18 protein-coding genes are annotated in these 18,488 nt (G+C 64.0%); 7 read left to right on the top strand and 11 right to left on the bottom strand.

Annotated elements, in window-relative coordinates; genetic code table 11:
• Positions 1-285: 285 nt before the first annotated feature.
• Complete coding sequence (locus Q5Z11_RS06450) at positions 286-648, bottom strand: GFA family protein (RefSeq protein ID WP_303749213.1); 363 nt, start codon at positions 646-648, stop codon at positions 286-288.
• A gap of 82 nt (positions 649-730) precedes the next feature.
• Here Q5Z11_RS06450 and Q5Z11_RS06455 point away from each other — a divergent pair, with 82 nt between their 5' ends.
• On the top strand, positions 731-1,162 hold the full coding sequence (locus tag Q5Z11_RS06455) for a hypothetical protein (RefSeq protein WP_303749214.1): 432 nt from the start codon (positions 731-733) through the stop codon (positions 1,160-1,162).
• Between the two features lie 84 nt (positions 1,163-1,246).
• Here the strand turns inward: Q5Z11_RS06455 and Q5Z11_RS06460 are convergent, their stop codons facing one another.
• Positions 1,247-1,639, bottom strand: a complete 393-nt coding sequence (locus tag Q5Z11_RS06460; protein WP_303749215.1) for a bleomycin resistance protein — start codon at positions 1,637-1,639, stop codon at positions 1,247-1,249.
• 143 nt (positions 1,640-1,782) lie between these two features.
• Here Q5Z11_RS06460 and Q5Z11_RS06465 point away from each other — a divergent pair, with 143 nt between their 5' ends.
• Positions 1,783-2,313 (top strand): hypothetical protein, encoded by a 531-nt coding sequence (locus tag Q5Z11_RS06465; RefSeq protein WP_303749216.1) that lies wholly within the window; start codon positions 1,783-1,785, stop codon positions 2,311-2,313.
• A 68-nt stretch (positions 2,314-2,381) separates the two neighbouring features.
• On the opposite strand, the gene Q5Z11_RS06470 is transcribed toward Q5Z11_RS06465, so the two are convergent.
• The 5 genes from Q5Z11_RS06470 to Q5Z11_RS06490 all read right to left on the bottom strand — a co-directional run bounded on the left by Q5Z11_RS06470 (position 2,382) and on the right by Q5Z11_RS06490 (position 6,528).
• The gene (locus tag Q5Z11_RS06470; RefSeq protein WP_303749217.1) at positions 2,382-2,747 is read right to left on the bottom strand and encodes a 5-carboxymethyl-2-hydroxymuconate Delta-isomerase; all 366 of its coding nucleotides are present in this window, start codon (positions 2,745-2,747) and stop codon (positions 2,382-2,384) included.
• A 13-nt stretch (positions 2,748-2,760) separates the two neighbouring features.
• Positions 2,761-3,552 carry a hypothetical protein gene (locus Q5Z11_RS06475; RefSeq protein WP_303749218.1) on the bottom strand — a complete coding sequence of 264 codons (792 nt, stop codon included), beginning with the start codon at positions 3,550-3,552 and terminating at the stop codon, positions 2,761-2,763.
• A gap of 46 nt (positions 3,553-3,598) precedes the next feature.
• Positions 3,599-4,474 carry a PhzF family phenazine biosynthesis protein gene (locus Q5Z11_RS06480; protein ID WP_303749219.1) on the bottom strand — a complete coding sequence of 292 codons (876 nt, stop codon included), beginning with the start codon at positions 4,472-4,474 and terminating at the stop codon, positions 3,599-3,601.
• A 291-nt stretch (positions 4,475-4,765) separates the two neighbouring features.
• Entirely contained in the window at positions 4,766-5,626 is an 861-nt protein-coding gene (locus tag Q5Z11_RS06485; protein WP_303749220.1) for a PhzF family phenazine biosynthesis protein, read from the bottom strand.
• Positions 5,627-5,658: 32 nt separating this feature from the next.
• A complete protein-coding gene (locus Q5Z11_RS06490) occupies positions 5,659-6,528 on the bottom strand; it encodes a PhzF family phenazine biosynthesis protein (RefSeq protein WP_303749221.1) in 870 nt (289 codons plus the stop codon).
• 262 nt (positions 6,529-6,790) lie between these two features.
• On the opposite strand from Q5Z11_RS06490, the gene Q5Z11_RS06495 reads away from it, so the two are divergent.
• From Q5Z11_RS06495 to murD, 3 genes are all read left to right on the top strand, one after another.
• The gene (locus Q5Z11_RS06495; protein ID WP_303749222.1) at positions 6,791-9,400 is read left to right on the top strand and encodes a bifunctional aspartate kinase/diaminopimelate decarboxylase; all 2,610 of its coding nucleotides are present in this window, start codon (positions 6,791-6,793) and stop codon (positions 9,398-9,400) included.
• Positions 9,401-9,476: 76 nt separating this feature from the next.
• Positions 9,477-10,862 (top strand): UDP-N-acetyl-alpha-D-muramoyl-L-alanyl-L-glutamate epimerase, encoded by a 1,386-nt coding sequence (gene murL / locus Q5Z11_RS06500; RefSeq protein WP_303749223.1) that lies wholly within the window; start codon positions 9,477-9,479, stop codon positions 10,860-10,862.
• Positions 10,843-12,282: a UDP-N-acetylmuramoyl-L-alanine--D-glutamate ligase gene (gene murD / locus Q5Z11_RS06505; RefSeq protein ID WP_303749224.1), complete on the top strand. Its 1,440-nt coding sequence runs from the start codon at positions 10,843-10,845 to the stop codon at positions 12,280-12,282. The genes murL and murD overlap by 20 nt, the downstream gene beginning before the upstream one ends.
• Before the next feature lie 60 nt (positions 12,283-12,342).
• Here murD and Q5Z11_RS06510 read toward each other — a convergent pair whose 3' ends face one another.
• Entirely contained in the window at positions 12,343-12,936 is a 594-nt protein-coding gene (locus Q5Z11_RS06510) for an SMI1/KNR4 family protein (RefSeq protein WP_303749225.1), read from the bottom strand.
• A 124-nt stretch (positions 12,937-13,060) separates the two neighbouring features.
• Here Q5Z11_RS06510 and Q5Z11_RS06515 point away from each other — a divergent pair, with 124 nt between their 5' ends.
• Positions 13,061-13,849 carry a dienelactone hydrolase family protein gene (locus tag Q5Z11_RS06515; protein ID WP_303749226.1) on the top strand — a complete coding sequence of 263 codons (789 nt, stop codon included), beginning with the start codon at positions 13,061-13,063 and terminating at the stop codon, positions 13,847-13,849.
• A 360-nt stretch (positions 13,850-14,209) separates the two neighbouring features.
• Here Q5Z11_RS06515 and Q5Z11_RS06520 read toward each other — a convergent pair whose 3' ends face one another.
• Both Q5Z11_RS06520 and Q5Z11_RS06525 read right to left on the bottom strand, forming a co-directional pair.
• A complete protein-coding gene (locus Q5Z11_RS06520) occupies positions 14,210-14,464 on the bottom strand; it encodes a helix-hairpin-helix domain-containing protein (protein ID WP_303749227.1) in 255 nt (84 codons plus the stop codon).
• Positions 14,465-14,469: 5 nt separating this feature from the next.
• Positions 14,470-15,468, bottom strand: coding sequence for a polyprenyl synthetase family protein (locus tag Q5Z11_RS06525; RefSeq protein WP_282270849.1), 999 nt, complete (start codon positions 15,466-15,468; stop codon positions 14,470-14,472).
• A 203-nt stretch (positions 15,469-15,671) separates the two neighbouring features.
• Here Q5Z11_RS06525 and Q5Z11_RS06530 point away from each other — a divergent pair, with 203 nt between their 5' ends.
• Entirely contained in the window at positions 15,672-17,285 is a 1,614-nt protein-coding gene (locus Q5Z11_RS06530) for an alpha-glucosidase (protein WP_303749228.1), read from the top strand.
• A gap of 336 nt (positions 17,286-17,621) precedes the next feature.
• On the opposite strand, the gene Q5Z11_RS06535 is transcribed toward Q5Z11_RS06530, so the two are convergent.
• On the bottom strand, positions 17,622-18,353 hold the full coding sequence (locus tag Q5Z11_RS06535; RefSeq protein WP_303749229.1) for a DUF6348 family protein: 732 nt from the start codon (positions 18,351-18,353) through the stop codon (positions 17,622-17,624).
• Positions 18,354-18,488: the final 135 nt, after the last annotated feature.

The following is an 18,488-nucleotide window of genomic DNA, read 5'->3' on the forward strand; positions in this document are numbered from 1 at the left end:
AGCCCCTCTCCCGCGAGCGGGAGAGGGGTTGGGGTGAGGGGGCGGCGCGTAGCGCCGTGCAGTTTCGCTTTACCTCGGCATGCAGCAGGCGAAGCAGAAGCTACAAGCCAAGAGCTGCCCTCATCCGCCCCTGCGGCGCACCTTCTCCCGCATGCGGGAGAAGGGAAAAGGCCAGGGCCGAAGCCAAAGCCGAAGCCAAAGCCAAAGCCAAAGCCAAAGCCCAAAGCCCAAAGCCCAAAGCCCAAAGCCCAAAGCCCAAAGCCAAAGCCGCCTCCAGATGCCTGATCAGGCCATCCCCGCACCCACGGTCGCCCGGACCGGAATCCCCGCCGGATCAAACTCCTCCAGGCAGAACACATTCACCCCGAAGTAGTCCGGGGTAACTCGCTTGCGGTGGAACGGATAGATGCCGCAGGTGCCGCAGAAATAGTGGTGTGCGGTCATCGTGTGAAACTGATACTCCACCAATGCGTCCTGTCCGGACAGCAGCTCGAAGGCGGACTCATGCACTTTCACCATCAAGGCGTTCTTGCGCCGGCAGATCGAGCAGTCGCAGGTGGTCAGCTCCGGGAAGTCGGTTTCAATGCGGAAGCTGACAGCGCCACAGTGGCAGCTGCCCCGGTAGGTCTGCAGGGGGCGGTGGGACACGCGGATCTCCAGAAAGAAGGCAAGCGACAAGGCAAGGCTTGGATCATACTCAGCCAATCATCGGACGGGTGGGGAGAGGGTGATGCGCGCATTCCTGAGAGGCTTGCTGGCGGTGGTGCTGGGCTTGATCGCCGGCAGTGCGGTGAACATGGGGCTGATCCTGCTCGGCGGGCATCTGGTGCCACCACCTGCCGGTACGGACACCAGTACGACTGAAGGCCTGCAAGCCGCAATGCCCTTGTTCGAGGCCCGTCACTTCCTGTTCCCTTTCCTCGCCCATGCATTGGGCACGTTGGCTGGAGCGTTGCTGGCAACCTGGATCGTCGGCCGCAGCAGCAAAGTGCCGGCCCTGCTGATCGGCTTGCTGTTCCTGGCCGGCGGCATCGCCAGCTGCTTCATGCTGCCAGCACCGCGTTGGTTCGAGGTGCTGGACGTGCTGCTGGCCTACATCCCGTTCGCCTGGTTGGGCTACCAGATTGCAAAAAAACCAGCTGGGACTGTGGGAGCGGCGTGAGCCGCGAAGCTGATGATGCAGCTGCAATCGCTTTGTTTGCGATTGCAGTTGTCGGCCTGCCTGTCCCGGTACGGGCTTCACGGCTTACGCCGTTCCCACATCCCCCGCCGGCTGCGGCAACGCCTGCCCGAAACACAGCACATTGCCCGCCGGATCGGTGACGCTGAAATCGCGCATGCCATAGGGCCGGTCGCCAATGGCAACGGTGATGGCAACGCCGGCAGCCAGCAGCTGCGCGTGATAGTCGTCGATGCCATCGATGTGCAGGTACAACCTGCTGATACCCCCGGGCTTGGCATCGGCACGGTTGGCAAGCGTCAGCTCTACCTGATCGCGACACACAGCCGCCAGCTCTGCGGGTTGGCCCCATTCCCAGGCCAGGGAAAAGCCGAGCTTGTCGAGATAGAACGCCAAAGTGGCAGGCAAGTCTTCGGTAGCAAGGAAAGGCGAGACGGAGTAAAAGTGAACAGGCATCATGCTGTTGATCCCATGGCAGGTCTGCCGCGATAGTGGCACGGCCGGGGCATGGGATGGCTCCCGGAACCGGCGCGCCAATAGGGAAGTGCAGATATCAAGGAGATGCTGTGATGCCGTTTCCTGTGTTCTTTGCAAGAACGTCCATGTTGCTGTGCCTGGTCATGCTGTGCGCCTGCGCCTCGATCCCTTTGTCCACCGCGCTGCGCCTTTCTTCATTGGATGAACGTGCCTTGGTCCAATTGGATCCTGCGGGTATCCGGGTCAAGGTGGCGGTTCCCCGCGGCAATACCTTGAACCCGGAGGCCACCCGCCTGACCTTGAAGCTGCAGCCAGAAGGGCAGGCTGCGCGCGTAGCGGCGATGCCGCTGCGGTTGATGGGCAGCACCCAGGGCGAGCGCAGTCCCGGTGTGCTCAGCAGGAACATCGCAGTGACAACCTATGAGTTGGCACTGACCGCAGAAGGCGCCAGCCAGCTGCGTAACCTGCAGCGCGAAGTGCTGAGCTCGCGTGGCGATAGGGGAAAGGTGGAGCTCAGCGTCAATACCTCGTTCTCCGAGTTTGTACCCGGGACCAAGGAAATGATTTTCTGGGTAGACGTCAAACTGCGCGCAAATGATGCCTATCTCACCTTGTTTGATGGTGCGAAGGTCACGTTCAAGATGGCCGAGAGCTGAGCGTCACGGCGCGCGGTCCTGCGGACTGAAGCGCCTTCAGCAGGAGTTTCGTCGCTGCGGGTATTCGCTCAGGTCTCTGCCTGGATCACGGCTTTTGCGTAGCTTTCACGATCGATGTCGACAATTTCGGCGCTGATCTGCAGCTCCATTCCGCCAGCGGCGATGGCAGATTCAAGCGCGGCCAGCAGCGTGTCGGCCAACTCGCGTTTGATTTCGCTACTGCGACCACTGAGTATTGCCAAGCGCGCGGCCACAAAGCCGCGTGGGCTGTCAGTGGTTCCGATCGCGACGCAATCAAACCCCAGCGCACGCGATTTGATGTCGGCCTCCTCGAATTGGCCTGTGCCGAGCAGCGCAAGGTTGAGGGTGCGCAGCACGGCTGGAGTAATGGCGGTGGCGAGGTTGTTGCTGTATTCGATGGTCAGGTGGGGCATGGCGAACTCGTTGTCAGGGCTGCGCGGATGGCAGTAGCGCATTGATGCGCTGGATCATCGCATCCGGGTAGTGGATGTGTGTGGGTGTGTCGGCAAGCGGCGCGCGCTCGTCAGCATCGCGCAGACTTGCTTCAAGCCCGCTTCTGGGTAGATAGATCGGCGCTTCCACCGAGAAGCCATGCTCCGGCAAGCGGCCATGGATGGCGCGAAAGAGTTGGATGGCATCGAGCAGGGTCAGCGCCGGGCCCGGGTGCATGCCGTCGGCGTCATACCACTGCAGGTCGGGAGCTGCGACCGATGCGCTACGCAGGGCTTCGGAGATTGCCACATAAGGAATGCCGGCCTGTCCGGCGGCGGCTGCTTCCTTGGCGATCAGGCGGGCAGATGCTGCTGGTTGTGCCTGGTAGCTGCCCAGCAGCAGTACGCTTGCACCGGCGTCGCTACCTGCCTTTGCCAGTGCCCTGATCGCCGACTGCGATTTCGCACAGGCGGCTTCGTCGGGCCAGCACAGCAGGGCGCCGCCTTGTTCTTGCAGTACCAGGAGTTGCGGCCGATGCTCGGCCAGCGCACGTTGAACCGAGCCATCCGCAACCCGTTCGTCGAGTAGCGCGCCGCCCTTGACGATCATCTGACTCTGCAGCGGATGGCCATTGGCTGTACTGAGCGCAGCATAGGTCGCTGGCAGGTTGCCCACGTAGATGAGGCTGTTGCCAACGAACAGTGCTTTGGATGGCTGCGCCGACGGTTCTGCAGCGCAACCGGTAAGGGCGAACAACAGCACCAGCAGTGAGATCCATCTGCGCATTCCGAACTCCTTGTCTTGATCGGCTATTGGCGAGTCTCTGACCGCATCACCAATCAATGGTTCCGCGGATCACCGTCTGCACCTGCCCACCGGACCAGACATCGCCGTGCTCGTCGATGCGCAGTTCCAGCAAGGCATCGTGACCGACTTCGCGCCCCTGGCTGGCGGTGTAGCGCTTATCCACGCCGGGCAGTGCGTTGCGCTCGTCCAGCCAGGCGGCCAACACCGCATTGGCGGCACCGGAGGCTGCATCTTCAAAACGACGACCGTTGCCTACGAAGGCGCGGACCACCAGTTGGTAGTTGTCGCCAGCAGCGCGTGCATAGGCGAACACGCCCATCGCGCCGGTGGATTCAGCGAGCGTGGCGATCGCGTCCCAGTCCGGGTGGAGCGCGCGTAGCGCATCTTCATCAGCGACTTCAACGACCCACCAACGGCGGCCGCCATCCATCAAGGCCGGCGGCAGCATGCCCAGCGACCAGCCAGTGATGGCAGGCTGCAGGCGTGGATCGTCCGCAGTGACGATCTCGGCCACCGAAGCGCGCGGGGTGCGGATGGCGATGGTGCGCACGCCGTCGTGTTCGCTGATCTGCAAAGGCAACTGGCCAGCGATGCCGTCCTGTACCAGTTGTCCGTCGATGGGTGTTGCTACGCCGCTTTCAAGCACGGCATGCGCGCTGCCGACGCTGGGATGGCCGGCGAACGGCACCTCCTTCTGCGGCGCGAACATGCGGATGCCGTAGCTGCTGCCGGGTTTGGTCGGGGCGAAGATGAAGGTGGTTTCAGGCAGGCGGGTCCAACGGGCGATGGCCTGCATGGCGGCATCGTCCAGGCCATCGGCATCGAGTACGACGGCCAGTGGATTGCCGGTGCCGGGGCGCGGGGCGAAGACGTCGAGTTGCAGGAAGCGGCGGGTGGTCATGGGATGTCCGGATGCTGTGAGGCTGTTGCTGTTTGCTGTTGCAGTTGCTTTGGCCGTGGCTGTTGCTTTGGCAGTTGCAGTTGGCTTTTGCCTTAGCCCCTCTCCCGCCTGCGGGAGAGGGGTTGGGGTGAGGGGAGGCGGACGAAGTCCGCTTGCTTGGTGCTTTTGGGTTGTTACTGTCGGCAAAGGCGAAGTCAAAGGCATGCGTGCTTCGCACGCTTCCCCTCATCCGCCCTTCGGGCACCTTCTCCCGTTAACGGGAGAAGGGAAAAGCGGGCACCGCTTGCGCCCTCACCACTCAATCTGCCCAGCAATAACCTGCTGCACCTCACCACCAATCCAGATGTTGGACTCCGCATCCACTTCCACCCGCACCTCGCCATTGCGGCCGAGCTCGCGGCCCTGGCTGGCCAGGTACTGCTGGAAGGGTTTGATCCGGCCCTGTGCCAACAACTGCGCGGCAACCAGCGCGTTTGCGCTGCCGGTTACCGGGTCTTCGTTGACACCGACGCCTGGCGCAAAGGCGCGCACCACGTACTGGTAGCCCACATCCGGTCGGTCGGCAGGTGCATATACCGCCAGCTTGCCGCGGCCTGGCATGGCGCCGATGGCCGCCAGCTCCGGCTTGTAGCGGCGCAGGGCGGCCTCGCTGCCGGCTTCCAGCAACCACCAGTCCGGGCCGTTGTTCCAGAGTTCCGGGCTGTGGCCGGGCTTGGCCAGCGCAGCCAGGCCTTCGGGCAGTGCATCGAGGGTGGTATCGCGGCGCTCCGCCTGCGGGCTGCGCACATGGATCTGGCGGAACCAGCGGCCGCCCTGTACCCGTACCGGCAGCAGACCGGCTTTGCATTGCTGGATCAGCTGGCCGTTGTCGTCGGGCGTGGCCAGACCCAGTTCCACCGCGGCCCAGGCGGCACCAACACTGGGATGGCCGGCGAACGGCAGTTCGCCCTTCGGGGTGAAGATGCGGATGTGGTAACTGGCGCCTTCATCGGGCGGCAGAAAAAAAATGGTCTCGGACAGGTTCAGCCAGGCGGCGATGGCCTGCAGCGCGGCATCATCAAGGCCTTCGCTGTCGACGATGACGCCCAGCGGGTTGCCGGTGCCTGGGCGGGCGGCGAACACGTCCAACTGCAGATAACGACGAACAGACATTGCGAATCGGTTCCAGACGACGGCTGGGCAGCTTACCAGTGCACCTGTCCGTCGATAACCGCTTGCACCTGTCCGCCTATCCAGACGCTGCCTTGCGCGTCGATCGATATCTGGACCCGGCCGTCGCGACCAACTTCGCGGCCTTGGCTGACTACGTAGCTGCCATCAGCGTTGGGTAGTTGCCCGTGTTGCTGCAGCCAGGCGGCGATCAAGGCGTTGGCGCTGCCGGTGACAGGGTCCTCGGGTACGTCGGCGGCATCGGCCGGGCAGAACGCCCGGGTCACCAGAGCGTGGTCCGCACTGGGTTCGGCGGCGAACACAGCAACACCGGTCGCGGCGGTGGCATTGCCCCAGTCGGCGATTGCGGGCATGTCCGGAACGAATGCGCGGATGCTGGCGGCGTCACGCGCGGGCAGCAGCCACCAGCCTGGGCCGTTGTCCCAGAGTTCGGGGGCGTATCCCGGCGCGAGCAAGGCCTGCAGCTGTTCCGGTACGCCGCCGGGCGCGGTTTGCCGCTGCTGGGCGGGTGGGCTGGCCAACAGGATGGTCGGGGTCTCTCTCGCTCCGCCCACCTGCACGGGTAGCAGGCCGGCAGCGCACTGCTGCAGCAGCTGGCCGTCACGCGGCGTCGCCAGGCCCGAGGTGACCGCCGCCCAAGCCGCGCCGACGCTGGGGTGGCCGGCAAAGGGCAGTTCGCTGCTGGGGGTGAAGATGCGGATGCGGTAGCTGGCGCCCTCGTCCGGCGGCAGGAAAAAGACCGTCTCGGAGAGGTTCAGCCAGGCGGCGAGGGCCTGCATGGCGGCGGTGTCCAAGCCATAGCTGTCGAGGATGACACCCAGCGGGTTGCCGCTGCCGGGGCGGGCGGCGAAGACGTCCAGTTGCAGGTAACGGCGTTGGCGCATGGTTTGCGGGTGGAGCAGGGCAGCCCAGCTTAGGCATGAGCGAGCGGAATGTCGTCATTGCCAATCCCTGGTTCGCTCCCTCCATTCACCCAAAGATGACCCGAATCGTTGCAAATGCTACTTTCTCCGCCCCGGGAAGGGAGGCCGGGCGGCGATGGTATCGCCGGTAACTCAGCCGTCCCGGCACAGCGGCCTTGGCATAGAATCGGTAGTTCCGCCCGCATTGCCGGGTCTTTCTCCCACTAGTGAATCCACAAAGCCAATGTCTGCTTCCCCAATCGCTGATCGCTGGATCGTCCTCAAGTTCGGTGGCACCTCGGTGTCCCGTCGTCATCGCTGGAACACGATCGGTCAGTTGGCGAAAAAACGTGCGGACGAGACCGGTGGCAGGGTGCTGGTGGTGGTGTCGGCCTTGTCAGGCGTCACCAACGAATTGACCGCAATTGCCGATGGCGCCGCCGACAGCCGCGAGCGCGTGGCCGCGCTGGTCACCCGCCACAATGAATTCCTCGCCGAGCTGGAGCTGGGCAGCGAAGTGCTGGCTGAACGCCTGGCCGCGCTGCAGGCGCTGCTCGACGACCCGCGCGCGGCCAGCCGTCCGCTGGACTGGCAGGCCGAAGTGCTGGGCCAGGGCGAACTGCTGTCCTCCAGCGTCGGTGCCGCCTACCTGCGCAGCAACGGCCTGGACTTCGGCTGGATGGACGCGCGTGAATGGCTGAACGCACTGCCGCCCGCACCCAACCAGACTGAGTGGTCGCAGCGTCTGTCGGTGAACTGCCAGTGGCAGGGCGGCGGCGATTTCAAGCAGCGCTTCTCGGCGCAGCCCACCCGCATGCTGATCAGCCAGGGCTTCATTGCCCGCCACGGCGACGGTGGCACCGCCATCCTCGGCCGCGGCGGCTCGGATACCTCGGCCGCTTATTTCGGCGCGCTGCTGGGCGCCAGCCGCGTTGAAATCTGGACCGACGTGCCGGGCATGTTCAGCGCCAATCCGAAGGATGTACCGGACGCGCGCCTGCTGACCCGCCTGGATTATTACGAGGCGCAGGAAATCGCCACCACCGGCGCCAAGGTGCTGCACCCGCGTTCGATCAAGCCCTGCCGCGATGCCGGCGTGCCGATGGCCATCCTCGACACCGAGCGCCCGCATATGCCGGGTACCAGCATCGACGGCGCCGCCGAGCCGGTGCCGGGCGTCAAGGCAATCAGCCGTCGCAACGGCATCGTGCTGATCTCGATGGAAGGTATCGGCATGTGGCAGCAGGTCGGCTTCCTGGCCGACGTGTTCAACCTGTTCAAGAAGCATGGCCTGTCGGTTGACCTGATCGGTTCGGCCGAGACCAACGTCACCGTGTCGCTGGACCCCTCCGAAAACCTGGTCAACACCGATGTGCTGGCGGCGTTGTCGGCTGACCTGTCGCAGATCTGCAAGGTCAAGGTGATCGTGCCGTGCGCGGCCATCACCCTGGTCGGTCGCGGCATGCGCTCGCTGCTGTACAAGCTCTCCGACGTGTGGGCCACGTTCGGCAAGGAGCGCGTGCACATGATTTCGCAGTCCTCCAACGACTTGAACCTGACCTTCGTGATCGACGAGGCCGATGCGGATGGCTTGTTGCCGATCCTGCACGCCGAGCTGATCGACAGCGGCGCGATGCCGGTTTACGAAGAGCAGGTATTCGGCCCGCGCTGGCGTGAAATCATCGGCAGCATCCGTCCGCGGCAGACGCCGTGGTGGCAGGCACCGGGTAAGCAGAAGAAGCTGCTGGAGCTGGCCGCACAGGGCACGCCGGCCTATATCTATGACCTGGACAAGGTGCGCGAGCGTGCCCGCCAGTTGAAGGCGATCCCGGCGATCGACCGCCGTTTCTACGCGATCAAGGCCAACTCGCATCCTGAGATCCTGCGCACGCTCGCTGCCGAAGGTTTCGGTCTGGAATGTGTATCCCAGGGCGAGGTGGAACTGGTGTTCGCCTCGGTGCCGGGTATCACTCCGGAGCGCGTGTTGTTCACCCCGAGCTTCGCACCGATCACCGAGTACCAGGCGGTGCTGGCCCGTGGCGTCACTGTCACCGTCGACAACGTCGAGCTGCTGAAGCATTGGCCGGAAGTGTTCCGTGGCCGCTCGCTGTGGCTGCGTATCGACCTTGGCCACGGCGATGGCCACCACAAGAAGGTGAACACCGGCGGCAAGGATTCCAAGTTTGGTCTGTCCGCGCAGCGCGTCGATGAGTTCATCGCCGCTGCCCGCGCGCTGGATATCCGCATCACCGGCGTGCACGCGCACCTGGGCAGCGGCATCGAGAACAGTGGCCACTGGAAGCAGATGGTCGATGAAATGGCCGGCTTCGCACGCCGTATCGGCAGCGTTGAAATCCTCGATATCGGCGGCGGTCTGCCGGTGCCGTACAGCGATGATGACGAGCCCTTCGATCTGGACGCCTGGGCCGCTGGCCTGGCCGACATCAAGGCGGTGCACCCGGCCTTCCAGCTGGCAATCGAGCCTGGCCGCTTCATGGTGGCCGAGTCCGGCGTGCTGCTGACCCATGCTTCGCAGGTAGTGGAGAAGGATGGCGTGCGCCGCGTTGGCCTGGATGCCGGCATGAACGCCCTGCTGCGCCCGGCGCTGTACGACGCCTGGCACGATATCGCCAACCTGTCGCGGCTGGACGCCGAGCGCGATGTTGATTTCAGCGTGGTCGGCCCGATCTGCGAATCCAGCGATGTGTTCGCCGAGCGGGTGAAGTTGCCGGCGGCGACTGCACCGGGCGATGTGATGGTCATCGCCGATGCTGGCGCCTATGGTTTCAGCATGGCCAGTACCTATAACCAACGCGCCTTGCCGCGCGAGGACGTCATTGATGAAGTGCAATGACGTCTGTTTGCTGCGAAAACCTTTGTCGTCCGTTGCGCGCTGACGCGCAACGGCCAGTTTGATTTCCGGATACGCCATGACAGCTTTTGATAAAGACCAGGTTTCCCGTTTCCGCTTCGTCCGCTGCGATTTCGCCGCGGACACCGGTGTGGCGCGGCTGGTATACGCCTTCGACGACGGTCCGGAGTTGACCGAGACCGTCACCGTGCCGGGCGCGCCGTTCCAGTTGGACGACGAGCGCACGGCAGCGGTGCAACGCGCCCTGCAGCTGCTGCACCTGATTGCAGGTGTCAGCTACTACAAGGCGGCGGTGCCGGCGCAGGTAAGCATCGACAGCTACGCCATCGACGCGGCCACCGCCGCATTGGTGGAAACGGTGTACTTCAACGGCCTGGGCGAATTCGCCTACCGCAACGGCCTGAACCTGCGCGACCGGTTCAAGCTCCCAGCTTCGCTCCCCTCTCCCGTTTACGGGAGAGGGGTAGGGGGTGAGGGCGCTTCTGCTCCCGAACTTGGCCTCTCCCACCACGCACTCGTAGCCATCGGCGGCGGCAAGGACTCGCTGGTCAGCATCGAAGCCCTGCGCAATGCCGGAGTGGCCGAAACCGTCACCTGGATCGGTGGCTCGCAGTTGATCCGTGCCTGCGCCGAGCGCACCGGCCTGCCGACCCTCAACATCGGCCGCACGCTGGCGCCGGAGCTGTTCGAGCTCAATCGCCAGGGCGCATGGAACGGGCATATCCCGGTCACCGCGGTGAACTCGGCGATCATGGTGCTGGCAGCCGTGGTGCAGGGCGTGGACCAAGTGGTGTTCTCCAACGAGCGCTCGGCCAGCTACGGCAGCCAGATTGCCGGTACCGGTGAAGTGAACCACCAGTGGTCCAAGGGCTGGGCCTTCGAGAAGGCGTTCGGCGAATATGTGCAGCAGCACATCGCCGCCGACCTGAACTATTACTCGCTGCTGCGTCCCTTGTCGGAGCTGGCGGTTGCCCGTCAGTTCGCCAAGACCGATTTCTACGACGCGCACTTCTCCAGCTGCAACCGCAACTTCCACATCCTCGGCGAGCGCCCGGTGAACCGCTGGTGCGGCGTCTGCCCGAAGTGCCACTTCGTGTTCCTGGCGCTGGCCCCGTTCATGCCGAAGATCCGCCTGGTGCGCATCTTCGGCCGCAACCTGCTGGACGATATGGAACAGGCCGGCGGCTACGACGCGCTGCTGGAGTTCCAGGATCACAAGCCGTTCGAATGCGTGGGCGAGGGTAAGGAATCACGCGCGGCAATGGCGACCTTGGCATCGCGTCCGGACTGGAAGGAAGACGTGCTGGTCAAGCGCTTCGCCAACCTGATCCAGCCGACCCTGGCGGCGGACGAACTGCAGATTGAACCGCTGCTGGTATTTGATGGCGAGCACCGCATCCCGGCAGCACTGTGGGAGCGTCTGCGTGCGAATTTCGCAGCTTGAAGGCAAACGCGTCGCGCTGTGGGGATGGGGGCGTGAGGGCCGCGCGGCCTATCACGCGCTGCGTGATCGGGAATGGGGAATGGTCAGCGGTGATTCGCAGGAGCGGTTTCCTGCGCGTTTGAGTGTGCTTTGTTCCGCTTCCGAGGCAGAAGAAATTCTTGCGCTTGGCGATGCGCACCTGCGCGTTGAAACCGAGCTCAGCGGTGAGTTGCTTGCTTCGTTCGACGTAGTGATCAAGTCGCCAGGCATCAGCCCGTACAAGCCCGAGGCGCAGCATGCCTTGGCGCAGGGCACGCAGTTCATCGGTGGCACCTCGCTGTGGTTCAGCGAGCACGCCGATGCCGATAGCGCGCTGCCGAACACGGTCTGCGTGACCGGTACCAAGGGCAAAAGCACGACCACCTCGCTGCTGGCGCATCTGCTGCGCGCGGCCGGGCATCGCACCGGCCTGATCGGCAATATCGGCCTGCCGCTGCTGGAGGCATTGGATCCGCAACCAGCGCCGGAATACTGGGCGGTGGAACTGTCCAGCTACCAGACCGGCGAAGTCGCCCGCAGCGGTACGCGGCCGGACGTCGCCATCGTGCTGAACATCTTTCCGGAACACTTGGATTGGCACGGCAGCGAGCAGCGTTACATCGACGACAAACTGTCGTTGGTGACCGGCGGTCATCCGCGCGTCGCCGTGCTCAACGCCGCCGACGAACACCTGCGCGCGTTGCAGCTGCCGCACAGCCAGATCGTCTGGTTCAACCATCCCGAAGGCTGGCATATGGTCGGCGAAGTCGTGCATCGCGGTAATCAAGCGGTGTTCGACACCTCGAACACGCCGCTGCCCGGCCGCCACAACCGCGGCAACCTGTGTGCGGTGTTGGCCGCGCTGGAAGCCCTTGGTCTGGATGCGGTTGCCTTGGCACCAGCGGTGCAGAGTTTCCGGCCATTGCCGAATCGCCTGCAGCTGCTGGGCGAGCGCGATGGCCTGCGTTGGGTGAATGATTCGATTAGCACCACGCCGCATGCGTCGCTGGCCGCCTTGGATTGTTTCGCCGGGCAGCGCATCGCTTTGCTGGTTGGCGGGCACGATCGCGGCGTGGATTGGCAGGATTTTGCCGAGCACATGCGCGACAACGCGCCGGTCGAGATCGTGACCATGGGCAACAACGGTCCACGCATCAATACCTTGCTCGCGCCATTGGCCGAGGCGGGCGGCTTTGGCCTGCACGCCGCGACCGATCTGCCGCATGCGGTGGAACTGGCGCGTGCCGCGCTTGGCGAGCAGGGCGGGGTAGTACTGTTGTCGCCGGGCGCGCCGAGCTTTGGTGCCTACAAGGACTATGTGGCGCGTGGACGGCACTTCGCCGAGCTGGCCGGGTTTGATCCGGACAGCATCAGCGCGATTCCGGGTATCGGCATCCTGTAAGGCCTTGGCCGAGGCCGAAGTGGCGCTGACTGTCAGTCGGCGCCACCGACTAGCTGCAGATCACTCCTCTTCTTCGGTGAAAGCGTAGCCGCCATCGATCAGCTGCTGCAGATAGGCATCGAAGCTGGGCGCGATCACCGCATAGCTGTCCGGGTCGTGCAGATAGCGCACGACCTGGCCACTGATGCCGCCGTCGGCAGGATCGAAATCCAGGTACAGCATCGAGGTGCCGCCGTTGTTCATGCAGTGCGAGAAGCACAGGCGCCTGCCCATCGGCACGTCGGCATCGATGCCGGCGCCGAGAATCTCCGGCTCATCGTCCAGCCATTCTTCGTAGATGGAACGGATGCTGTCGTCCCACTGCGCGCTGTCCTCGAAGATCTGCTGCACCGAGCGCAGGTAGTAGGGATAGCTGCCGTCGCCGACGTCCGAGCCAAGCATCAGCACGTTGACCTCACCTAGCGGGTAGTCCCGGTAGTGGCTGCCGTCCACCTGCGCCAGCAGTTCCAGCAGGCTTGCCGGTACCTGCGGCCACTGCAGCTGCAGGCGCTGCAGGTCGGACTCGCTTGCGCCTTCCACCCAGCGCCACATCGGGGCGTCGTCTGCAGGCAAGCGCGGCACAAGGCCGGAAAGGAAGGTATCGACAAGGCTCATGGGGCAGTGGATGCGTGGGGTATGCCTATCCAAGCACACCTGCGTAACGCCGCCAATGCACAATGCGGCACGGGAGGCGCGCGATCGAGCTGATGCCCTCCGACCTCTTCTCAGGAGCGCAGGCATGAACAAGTGGCGATGGGCTGCAGTGACAATGCTGGGACTGGCGGCAACGCCGGCATGGGCGGCAATGAAGACGCAACCGCTGGAGTGGCAGCACGACGGCACCACCTTCAGTGGCGTGCTGGTCTACGACGATGAAGGCGATGCGCGCCGCCCTGGCGTGGTGATGGTGCCGAACTGGCGTGGTGTAAACGCCTCGGCGATCGCCAAGGCCGAGCAGATTGCCGGCGATGACTATGTGGTGCTGGTTGCTGACGTCTACGGCAAGAGCCTGCGCCCCACGGACAAAGATGCGGCGGCTGCGGCTTCCAAGCCGTTGCGTGAGGACAGGGCCCTGTTGCGCGCCCGTGCGGCTGCGGCGCTGGATGCCTTGAAGGCACAGGCTGGCAAGGTTCCGCTGGATGCATCGCACATCGCTGCGGTGGGTTTCTGCTTCGGTGGCACCACCGTACTGGAAATGGCCCGTGCCGGCATGCCGTTGGCGGGCGTGGTGAGCCTGCACGGCGGCTTGTCGACCCCAGCCCCGGCAGCAGCCGGCAGCGGCAAGGTGCCGATCCTGGTGCTCAATGGCGCGGCTGATCGCGGTGTAACCGCCGAGGACATCGCCAACTTCGGCAGCGAAATGGATGCGGCCAAGGCTGACTGGCAATTCGTCAATTTCAGCGGCGCGGTGCATTGCTTCGCCGAGTCCGACGCCAACAGCCCACCGGGCTGCCTGTACGACCCGCGTGCAGCCAAGCGCGCCTGGAAGATGATGGACAACTTCCTGGAGGAGCGCCTGGGCGACTGACCGTACTGTAGTGCCGAGCCATGCTCGGCAGGGGCTTCACCAGTAAAGCATCAGGTTTGCAGGTTTGTGGGAGCGGCGTAAGCCGCGAAGCCAGAGCAAGATCAGAAGCGGTAAAGCTACCCCTCCCCAACCCTCCCCTTCGCTACGCGAAAGGGAGGGAGCGTAATGCCGAGCCATGCTCGGCAGAGGCTTCACCAGCAATCCATCAGGTTGCAGGTTTGCAGATTTGTAGGAGCGGCGTAAGCCGCGAAGCTGACTACCTGTCAGGTCGCGGCAACAGCTGTCCGCACGGGAAGCGCTGCTGGCGGTTCGCCTTTGGTAGCGCCGGGAACAACCGTGGCTTCGCGGCTGACGCAGCTCCTACAACGACGCCCGGCTCTGCGCCGCCGCTATTGCCCCGCTGATTGCCGCCCGCGCCTGCGGGCTGTTGCGCCAGCAGCTGCTGCCCAGCATGGCGGAGGCCTGGCTGACGACATCACCGGTTTCGGCCTGGGCCAGCTGCTGCAGGGAATGAAACCCCAACTGCTCCAAGCGCGAAACCACGGTGGCACCGACCCCTTTCACCGCCAACAGCACGGCGCGTTCTTCCTCGTTGAACTGCTGCAGGCCCGCCATCGCGATCAGTGACTGCGTTCGATGGCGTAACGGGCCAGTCCGCGCAGGGCGGCGACGGCATCGGTTTCCGGCAGGCCGTCCAGCGCCTGTTCGGCGGCGTTGGCATATTCCACGGCGCGCTTGCGGCTGTATTCCAGGCCGCCAGTGGCGTGGATCGCGGCCAACACTTCCGGCATCGCGCTGGCATCGCCGTCCTGCACGATCTCGCGCAGACGATTACGGACCACTTCGTCCGAGTGCGCCATGGCGTGGATCAGCGGCAGGGTGGCCTTGCCCTCGGCCAGGTCGTCGCCCAGGTTCTTGCCCAGTTCGTCGGCATTGGCGGAGTAATCCAGCACATCGTCGGCGATCTGGAAGGCATAGCCCAGGTGCATGCCGTAGTCGTAGAGCTTCTGCTGCACGGCCTCGTCGGCACCGGTGGCCAGCGCGCCCAGGCGGGTGCCGGCGGCGAACAGCACCGCGGTCTTGCGCTCGATCACCCGCAGGTAAGCGGCTTCGTCGGTATCCGGGTTATGCACGTGCAGCAGCTGCAGCACCTCGCCTTCGGCGATACGGTTGGTGGTGTCGGCCAGGATCTGCATCACCGCCATGCGCTCCAGCTCGACCATAAGCTGGAAGCTGCGGGAGTACAGGAAGTCACCGACCAGCACGCTGGGGGCATTGCCCCACAAGGCGTTGGCGGTGCTGCGGCCACGGCGCAGGTCGGATTCGTCGACCACGTCGTCGTGCAGCAGGGTGGAGGTGTGGATGAACTCGATGATCGCCGCCAGCTGGTGGTGCTCAGGGCCGGCGCCACCGACCGCATGACCGGCCAGCATCACCAGCATCGGCCGCAGGCGTTTACCGCCGGCCGAGACGATGTGGTCGGCGATCTGGTTGATCAGCACCACGTCCGAAGACAGGCGGCGACGGATCAGGGCATCGACGGCAGCCATGTCCGCTGCGGCAAGGGTCTGGATGGCAGGCAGGCCCAGCGCGGGGCGGATATGTTCAGCGATGCTCATAGGAAGACTTCAGGGGGTACCCGGGGATTATAGGCGGTGTCGGGGTAGGCGGCCCGTCAGGGCCGAAAACCGAACAGGACCGGGCCTTTGCGCAGTGAATACGTATGCAAGCAACACCGCCGGCAAAGCACCGACGCTAAGCTGACCGGCATACATTTCGCGGCCCTGAAACAGGGGCTCTGAGGCCCGTAGGGGGGCGTTCGATGTCCAAGACTCCATGGTGGCGCGGTGCCGTCATCTACCAGATTTACCCGCGCAGCTACCTGGATACCAACGGCGACGGCGTCGGCGACCTGCCGGGCATCATCGATCGCCTTGAGTACGTGGCCTCGCTGGGCGTGGATGCGATCTGGGTGTCGCCGTTCTTCAAGTCGCCGATGGCTGATTTCGGCTATGACATCGCCGACTACCGCGATGTGGACCCGCTGTTCGGCAACCTGGCCGATTTCGACCGCTTGCTGGCCAAGGCGCATGCGCTGGGCCTGAAGGTGATGATCGACCAGGTGTTCAGCCATACGTCGATTGACCATGCCTGGTTCAAGGAAAGCCGCGAGAGCCGCGACAATCCCAAGGCCGATTGGTATGTGTGGGCCGATGCACGCGATGACGGCAGCCCGCCGAACAACTGGCTGTCGATCTTCGGCGGCGTGGCCTGGCAGTGGGAGCCGCGGCGTCGGCAGTATTTCCTGCACAACTTCCTGGCCTCGCAGCCTGACCTGGATTTCCACAATCCGGCGGTGCAGCAGGCAACCCTGGATTACGTGAAGTTCTGGCTTGATCGTGGCGTGGATGGCTTCCGCCTGGATTCGATCAACTTCTGCTTCCATGACGCGCAGCTGCGCGACAACCCGCCAAAACCCGAAAGCGAGCGTATTGGCCGCGGTTTCAGCCCGGACAATCCATATGCGTTCCAGTACCACTACTACAACAACACCCGGCCGGAGAACATTGGCTTCCTCGAGCGCCTGCGTGCCTTGCTGGACCAGTACCCGCAGGCGGTGACGCTGGGTGAAATCTCTTCCGAGGATTCGCTCGCGACGACTGCCGAGTACACCGCGCCGGGCCGCCTGCACATGGGCTACAGCTTCGAGCTGCTGGTGGATGATTACAGCGCGGCCTACATCCGCGGCACCGTCGAGCGGCTGGAAGCGGCGATGGGCGAGTCCTGGCCGTGCTGGGCGGTTTCAAACCATGACGTGCAGCGTGCGGTGACCCGTTGGGGCGGGCATCCGGCCAAGCCGTCGCTGGCGAAGATGCTGGCGGCCTTGGTCTGCTCGCTGCGTGGCTCGGTGTGCATCTATCAGGGCGAAGAGCTGGGTCTTGGCGAAGCGGACGTGCCGTTCGAGGCGCTGCAGGACCCGTATGGGATTACCTTCTGGCCGAACTTCAAGGGCCGCGACGGTTGTCGTACGCCGATGCCGTGGACCGATGGGGCGTTGGCTGGATTTACTACTGGCAAGCCGTGGTTGCCGATTCCTGCCGAACATCAGGCTTTGTCGGTGCAGGCGCAGGAGGTGGATGGCGATTCGGTGCTGCACGCATTCCGCAGCTTCCTGAGCTGGCGCAAGGCGCATCCGGCCTTGGTCGAGGGTTCGATTCGTTTCCTTGATAGTGCTGAGCCGGTGTTGCTGTTCGAGCGCCAGGCCGGCGATGAGAGCTTGTTGCTGGCCTTCAATCTGTCGGGCGAGGCCGTGCGGCATGCGTTGCCGGCGGGCGAGTGGCAGGCGTTGGCGCTGCCGGGTCCGGTCGCGGGTGCGGTTGAAGGTGGCGAACTGGTATTGCCTGGGCACGCAGTGTATTGCGCGCGTCGCAGCTGAGTTTTTGTTGCTCTCTCTTTTGTGCAGGCGGAGATAACATCTCCGCCTTTTTTTTGGCTTTTGCTTTTGCTAAAGCCCCTCTCCCGCCAGCGGGAGAGGGGTTGGGGTGAGGGCGCTTTTAAAAGCAAGCCAAAGCCAAAGCTCCCCCCATCCGCCCTCCGGGCACCTTCCCCCGCAAGCGGGAGAAGGGATATTCCAGAGCAATAGTGCAAAGCGAAATCTAAAGCCAAAGCTCAAAGCTCAAAGCCAAAGCCAAAGCTCAACGCCAGATCCCCCAGGATTTGCTGTGGAGCATGCACTTGCGTCGCCTCCAATGTGATCGTCAGTGAACAACGCTCAAGGCTTATCGCGGATAACGACATATTGCTTGCGGAACTCATTGCCTTCGCCAGGCCAGCTTCTGGCGTATTCGATCAGCAAGGGTAGGGCCTCAGGGTGATCCTGGCCATTGACCCTGCAGTCCGCAGTGAACTCGCCATCGCTGTCTCGATTAACGAAAATACGGATACCCAGCACTCCCTCAGCGGCCAGGCTTGATTGGAAAGCTGCACGGCTGTTGGTGAACAGGCAGCACGGACAGAACCCATGGCCTGCTTCCTCCGCGGCAGGGCTGGCGGCGTAGCGGGCAGTAGGCCCGAACACGACTTGCCGGCAACGCGGCTGTTGCTTGGCCTGGGCAGGCAAGTCGAACTCCATCGTGGTGCAGTGCTCCGGCCGTACTGCCAGCGCATCTAGAATGGCGACAAGGTCCGTTCTGGCCCAGGTATCAAAACCATTGTGCAGTGCGCTCTCCACATTCGCGCCGCTTGCATGCTGATACTCGTATAGACCGTCAGGGAAGGCAGTGCCATGCGATGTCAGCGTGGCTGTAGCCGTCCTGACCCCGCCGTTGGGGAAAGCATGGGTTTCGATCAACTGAGTCCGTACGCTGACGCCGTTGGCGAGACGGACGTGATCGGCTTCGATCTGGGCTGAGCTGTGGTAGGTCTTGAGGGCGGCATGTAGCTGGCGCAGCTCGGCCGGGTGTTCGTCGTGCTGCTTGCGCAGCAGCCGGCGCAGAAAATCCATGAGTCATCTTCCTTGTTGACGAGCAGTTCGATTCGACATAACGCAGTTACGTTAGCGGAAAGCCTGTCTTGCCGCCAAGCTCCCTGCGGCACCGGCAAGCACTTCGGCGAACAAAAAGGCCCGCTGCGTTGGCAG

It is taken from the genome of Stenotrophomonas sp. 610A2 (genome assembly GCF_030549615.1).
GTDB classification, from domain to species: domain Bacteria; phylum Pseudomonadota; class Gammaproteobacteria; order Xanthomonadales; family Xanthomonadaceae; genus Stenotrophomonas; species Stenotrophomonas pigmentata.